Annotated in this window: 3 protein-coding genes and 2 pseudogenes; 4 read left to right on the top strand and 1 reads right to left on the bottom strand. The window is 68.8% G+C overall.

Annotated features, from left to right (window positions below):
- The 4 genes and pseudogenes from QZ772_RS25150 to QZ772_RS25135 all read left to right on the top strand — a co-directional run.
- A pseudogene (locus QZ772_RS25150) lies at positions 1-194 on the top strand (hypothetical protein); the annotation flags it as partial.
- Positions 195-236: 42 nt separating this feature from the next.
- Positions 237-1,664 carry a mannose-1-phosphate guanylyltransferase/mannose-6-phosphate isomerase gene (locus tag QZ772_RS25145; protein ID WP_295532554.1) on the top strand — a complete coding sequence of 476 codons (1,428 nt, stop codon included), beginning with the start codon at positions 237-239 and terminating at the stop codon, positions 1,662-1,664.
- 176 nt (positions 1,665-1,840) lie between these two features.
- Entirely contained in the window at positions 1,841-2,395 is a 555-nt protein-coding gene (locus tag QZ772_RS25140) for a LapA family protein (RefSeq protein WP_295532552.1), read from the top strand.
- A gap of 117 nt (positions 2,396-2,512) precedes the next feature.
- A complete protein-coding gene (locus QZ772_RS25135; protein ID WP_295532550.1) occupies positions 2,513-3,430 on the top strand; it encodes an SDR family NAD(P)-dependent oxidoreductase in 918 nt (305 codons plus the stop codon).
- 206 nt (positions 3,431-3,636) lie between these two features.
- Here the strand turns inward: QZ772_RS25135 and QZ772_RS25130 are convergent.
- Positions 3,637-4,015: pseudogene (locus QZ772_RS25130) on the bottom strand (hypothetical protein); the annotation flags it as partial.

The raw sequence follows: 4,015 nt of genomic DNA, 5'->3' as shown, positions 1-4,015 counted from the left end.
CATATTTACAGCCCTATCGCTTCATGATCCTCGTCACTGACGGCGCTGGTTTCAACGGCGCAAGCGACGTGGCCGAATACTGGGCCGACTCCACCCTCGCACGACAATTGCTGGGCTGGCAAACGCGACGCGACATCGATGCCATATGCGCGGACGTGTGGCGCTGGCAGAGCGGACGCACCGCGGCCGACTGACGCATCCAACAACAAGACCTCTTCCTATTTGCTTTGAATACCATGATCCCAGTCATCCTTTCCGGCGGCTCCGGCACGCGTCTCTGGCCTCTGTCGCGCGCGGGCTACCCCAAGCAGTTCCTTGGCCTCACCGAAGAGCAGACGCTGTTCCAACTCACCGTGGCGCGGCTGGCCGGCCTGAACGGCAGCCAGCCGATCCGGCCACTGGTGGTGTGCAACGACGGCCACCGCTTCATCGTGGCCGAGCAACTGCGCGAGAAGGGTCTGACCGCCCAGGCCATCGTGCTGGAGCCGGTGGCGCGCAACACCGCGCCTGCCATCGCCGCGGCCGCGGTGACGGCCATGGCCGATGGTCAGGATCCGGTGCTGCTGGTGCTGGCCGCCGACCATGCCATCCCCGACACCGCCGCCTTCCATGAGACCGTGCGCGCCGGCCTGGCCGCGGCCGAGGGCGGCAAGCTCGTCACCTTCGGCATCGTGCCGACGGCGCCCGAGACGGGTTACGGCTACATCAGCGTGGCGAACCGCATCGATGCGACCGCCCCCTTGGCGCCCATGGCCGTGCAGGCCTTCGTAGAGAAGCCCGACCTGCAGACCGCCCAGGGCTACCTGGAAGGCGGCCGGCATCTGTGGAACAGCGGCATGTTCCTGTTCAAGGCCTCGGCCTTTCTGCAGGAACTGGAGCGCTTTGCGCCCGCCATCGCCAAGGCGGCGCGCGAGGCCGTGGCCAAGGGCAAGAAGGACCTGGACTTCGTGCGGCTGGACACCGAGGCCTTCTCGGCATCGCCCGAGGATTCCATCGACTACGCCGTGATGGAAAAGACCGACAAGGCCGTGGTCGTGCCGCTGCGCGCCGGCTGGAGCGACGTCGGTGCCTGGAACGCCGTGTGGGAAGTCAGTGCCAAGGACGCCCAGGGCAATGCCTTCCGCGGCGACGTGGTGGCCCACGAGGTGCGCAACAGCCATGTGCATGCCGAGCACCGTCTGGTGTCGGTGCTGGGCATTCAGGACGTGGTGGTCGTGGAGACGGCCGACGCGGTGCTGGTGGCCGGCAAGTCCAAGGTGCAGGACGTCAAGAAGATCGTCGAGAAGCTCAAGGCCGACGGCCGCTCCGAGGCCTCGGCCCACCGCAAGGTGTACCGGCCCTGGGGTGCGTACGACTCCATCGACCATGGCGACCGCTACCAGGTCAAGTGCATCACGGTGAATCCGGGCGAGAAGCTGTCGGTGCAGATGCATCACCACCGCGCCGAGCACTGGATCGTGGTGTCGGGCACGGCCAAGGTGCAGATCGGCGACAAGGAGATCCTGCTCTCCGAAAACCAGTCCACCTACATCCCGCTGGGGGTGGTCCATGCGCTGGAGAACCCCGGCAAGATCCCGCTGGAGCTGATCGAGGTGCAATCGGGCGCCTACCTGGGCGAGGACGACATCGTCCGCTTCTCGGACCGTTACGGGCGCGTCGGCTGAGTCAGCGCGCGGCTGCAGGGCGTCCCGTGGAGATGTGCGTCGCAGCTGCGCCTGATCCTCACGCGATCCGGGCGAGCGCCCCTGGCCCACATCCGTCGTCGCCGCGCGCCGACACCGACGGGCGAGCGTGCCGAGGTACAACGCAGGGCTTTCCATAGCCACCAGAGGGGAAGTCCATGGGCCTGCGCTCCATCGTTCTGTTCGTCATCGCCATCGTCATCGCGGCCCTGGCCGCGCTCAACTGGGGCACGCTGTCGGCGCCCACCGCCATGTCGCTGGGCGTCACCACGGTCACGGCGCCGCTGGGGCTGGTGATGCTGGGCCTGACCGTGCTGCTGGCTGCCTTCTTCCTCGCCTATGTGCTGTGGCTGCAGGGCACCGTGCTGCTCGATGCCCGCCGCCACACCAAGGAGCTGCAGGCCCAGCGCGAGTTGGCCGACAAGGCCGAGGCCAGCCGCTTCACCGAGCTGCGTACCTTCCTCGAATCGCAGGAAAACGCCCACATGGCCCGCAACGGCGAGCGTCATGCGGCCTTGCTGGCCCGCATCGAGCAGCTCGAAGCCGCCCTGCGCCAGCGCGCCGAGCAGGCGGACAACACCTTGGCTGCGCACATCGGCCAGCTGGAGGATCGGCTGGACCGCCGCGCCGCGGCAACGACGGCCGCCACGCCTGTGGCCGTGCCGCCGCTCAGCGCCGCGCCGGCGCACGTGCCCTTCGAGCCGCGCCCCTGAGGACGCACAGGCGGGGCGGGCAACTCAGCCCACCGCCTCGGAGACAGGTGCGGGCCGGAGGGGCCGCTACAGTGCTCGTTTCATTTCCGACGAGACAGCCCTGAAAGGACCGCCCGCATGACCACCCCCTCCCTCGACTTCAACGGCCGCGTGGCCATCGTGACCGGCGCTGGCGGCGGCCTGGGCCGCCAGCACGCGCTGGCCCTGGCCCGGCGCGGTGCGAAGGTGCTGATCAACGACCTGGGCGGCGCGGTGGACGGGCAGGGCGGCTCTGCCACGGCGGCCGAGCGCGTGGCGCAGGAGATCCGCGACATGGGCGGCGAGGCTCTGGCCAATGGCGCTTCGGTGACCGACTTTGCTGCCGTGGAGGCCATGGTGCAGCAGGCGGTGGATGCCTGGGGCCGCGTCGACGTTCTGGTCAACAACGCCGGCATCCTGCGCGACAAGAGCTTCACCAAGATGGAGCTCGCCGACTTCCGCCTCGTGGTGGACGTGCACCTGATGGGCGCCGTGCATTGCACCAAGGCCGTCTGGCCGATCATGAATGCGCAGAAGTACGGCCGCATCGTCATGACCAGCTCCTCCTCCGGCCTGTACGGCAACTTCGGTCAGAGCAACTACGGCGCCGCCAAGATGGCCCTGGTCGGCCTGATGCAGACGCTGAGCCTGGAAGGCGCCAAGAACAACATCCACGTCAACTGCCTGGCGCCCACGGCCGCCACCCGGATGACCGAGGGCCTGATGCCGCAGGAGGTGCTGGATGCCCTCAAGCCCGAGGCCGTGGTGCCGGCGATGCTGGTGCTGGCCCACGAGTCCGCGCCCACTCGCACGGTGCTGTGCGCCGGTGCCGGCACCTTCGAGGCCGCGCACATCACGCTGACGCAAGGCGTGCACCTGGGCCTGGGCGACACGGTGCCCGAGCAACTGGCCGCGCGCCTGGCCGAGGTGACCGACCGCAACGGCGAGCAGGTGCCGCAAAGCGGCTCGGCCCAGGGCACCAACGAGGTCAGCCAGGCGATGGCCGCCCGCCGCTGAGCCCTGTACCTTCAAGGCGCTTCCACCGACCGCGCTGCTGTCCCGTTCGCGCTGAGCCCGTCGAAGCGCCGTGGCCGGCTTCGACAGGCTCAGCCCGAAGGGCAGGGGTGGATTGGCCCGCCCTTCCCCACCGTTCGCGCTGAGCTTGTCGAAGCGCTGTGCCCAGCTTCGACAGGCTCAGCCCGAACGGGTTGCAGCGGTTGGCGTTACCGACTCGGGGCGCTGGTGGGTGGCGCCGTCAAACCCGGTTGCCCGCTTTGCGGCAGATGCTGCTCCAGCCAGCCCGTGCGCCAGGCCCACACCGTCAGGGCGCCTGCGATAACCAGCACTCCCAATCCCACCAGCCATCCGCTGCTGCGGTCCGCATAGGGATCCTGCAGCACGCGCTTGGCGCCATGGGGCAGTTTGGCCATCCGCGAGAGTGAGCCGCCGAGCCGCACGCTCACCTTCATCCGGCCGTTGATGGCCCAGCCGCTCGCATCGAGGATCGGGCCCAGGCTGCGCTGGCGCAGCTTGATCCACGCGATCAGCATGCTCGGCCCCGAGATGGCCACCACCACGCCGACCAGCGCGATGGGAATCCAC

Source organism: uncultured Pseudacidovorax sp., from assembly GCF_913773995.1.
Taxonomy (GTDB): Bacteria; Pseudomonadota; Gammaproteobacteria; order Burkholderiales; family Burkholderiaceae_C; genus Xenophilus.
The sequence above is the reverse complement of the archived record's forward strand: the minus strand, read 5'-3'. Positions and strand labels throughout refer to the sequence as shown.